This is a genomic window from Arsenicibacter rosenii, assembly GCF_001870735.1.
GTDB lineage: Bacteria > Bacteroidota > Bacteroidia > Cytophagales > Spirosomataceae > Arsenicibacter > Arsenicibacter rosenii.
In genome coordinates this window covers 1-1,116 of record NZ_MORL01000171.1, presented here as the reverse complement: position 1 = coordinate 1,116, position 1,116 = coordinate 1, and the positions used below count along the sequence as shown (strand labels likewise).

Sequence of the window (1,116 nt, the reverse complement as noted above, 5' to 3'; positions counted from 1 at the left end):
CCGAATATTTCTCTTTAAGCCACTGATTTCAAGCAAGGTTCATAACCTGCCTAAACGATATGTCAAGCTCACAAAAAGCCACCAGCCTGTTTCAGCGCGAGCTGGTGGGAGCCGCCATGCGCGACTCGTTTAAAAAATTAAATCCAGCCATGCTGATCAAGAACCCCGTTATGTTTACCGTCGAAATCGGGACGTTCGTGATGCTGCTGGTTACGGTCTATATTGCCCTTTCCGGAGACAACACGCAGGGGTCGTTCTGGTATAACCTCACCGTTACCCTGATTCTGCTGATTACGGTGCTGTTTGCCAACTTTGCCGAGGCCATTGCTGAAGCCCGCGGTAAAGCGCAGGCGGAATCCTTACGCAAAACGCGGGAAGAAACACCGGCTAAAGTGATCCGGCCGGTGGGCGAAATGAAGCTGAACGAAATGGAGATCGTGCCTTCGTCGCGCCTCAAAAAAGGCGATGTTTTTGTCTGTGAAGCCGGCGACATGATCCCGTCAGACGGCGAAATAATTGAAGGCCTTGCCACCATCGATGAATCGGCCATCACGGGGGAGTCGGCCCCGGTGATCCGCGAAGCCGGCGGTGACCGGTCGTCGGTAACGGGCGGGACCAAGGTCTTGTCTGACCAGATAAAGGTCCTTGTTACGACCCAGCCGGGCGAATCCTTCCTGGATAAAATGATTGCGCTGGTTGAGGGGGCTTCCCGTCAGAAAACACCGAATGAAATCGCCCTGACGATTCTGCTGGCCGGGTTTACCCTGATTTTTATCATTGTCTGCATTGCCCTGAAGCCGTTTGCCGACTATGCGAATACGCCGATTACCATTGCCGCCCTGATTTCGCTTTTTGTGTGTCTGATTCCGACAACGATCGGCGGATTGCTGTCGGCCATCGGGATTGCCGGAATGGACCGTGCGCTGCGGGCCAACGTGATTGCGAAATCAGGCCGTGCGGTAGAAACGGCCGGCGACGTTGATACGCTGTTGCTTGATAAAACCGGTACCATTACCATCGGCAACCGGAAAGCAACCCGCTTTTATCCGGCACCGGGCGTCCGGCTGAACGACATGGTGGTGGCCAGTACGCTGAGTTCACTGGCTGATGAGACAC

1 protein-coding gene is annotated in these 1,116 nt (G+C 54.5%); it reads left to right on the top strand.

Going from position 1 to position 1,116, the window contains the following annotated elements; genetic code table 11:
- Positions 1-59 precede the first annotated feature (59 nt).
- The coding region (locus BLX24_RS30610) for an HAD-IC family P-type ATPase (RefSeq protein WP_143092951.1) at positions 60-1,116 on the top strand (1,057 nt) is incomplete at its 3' end.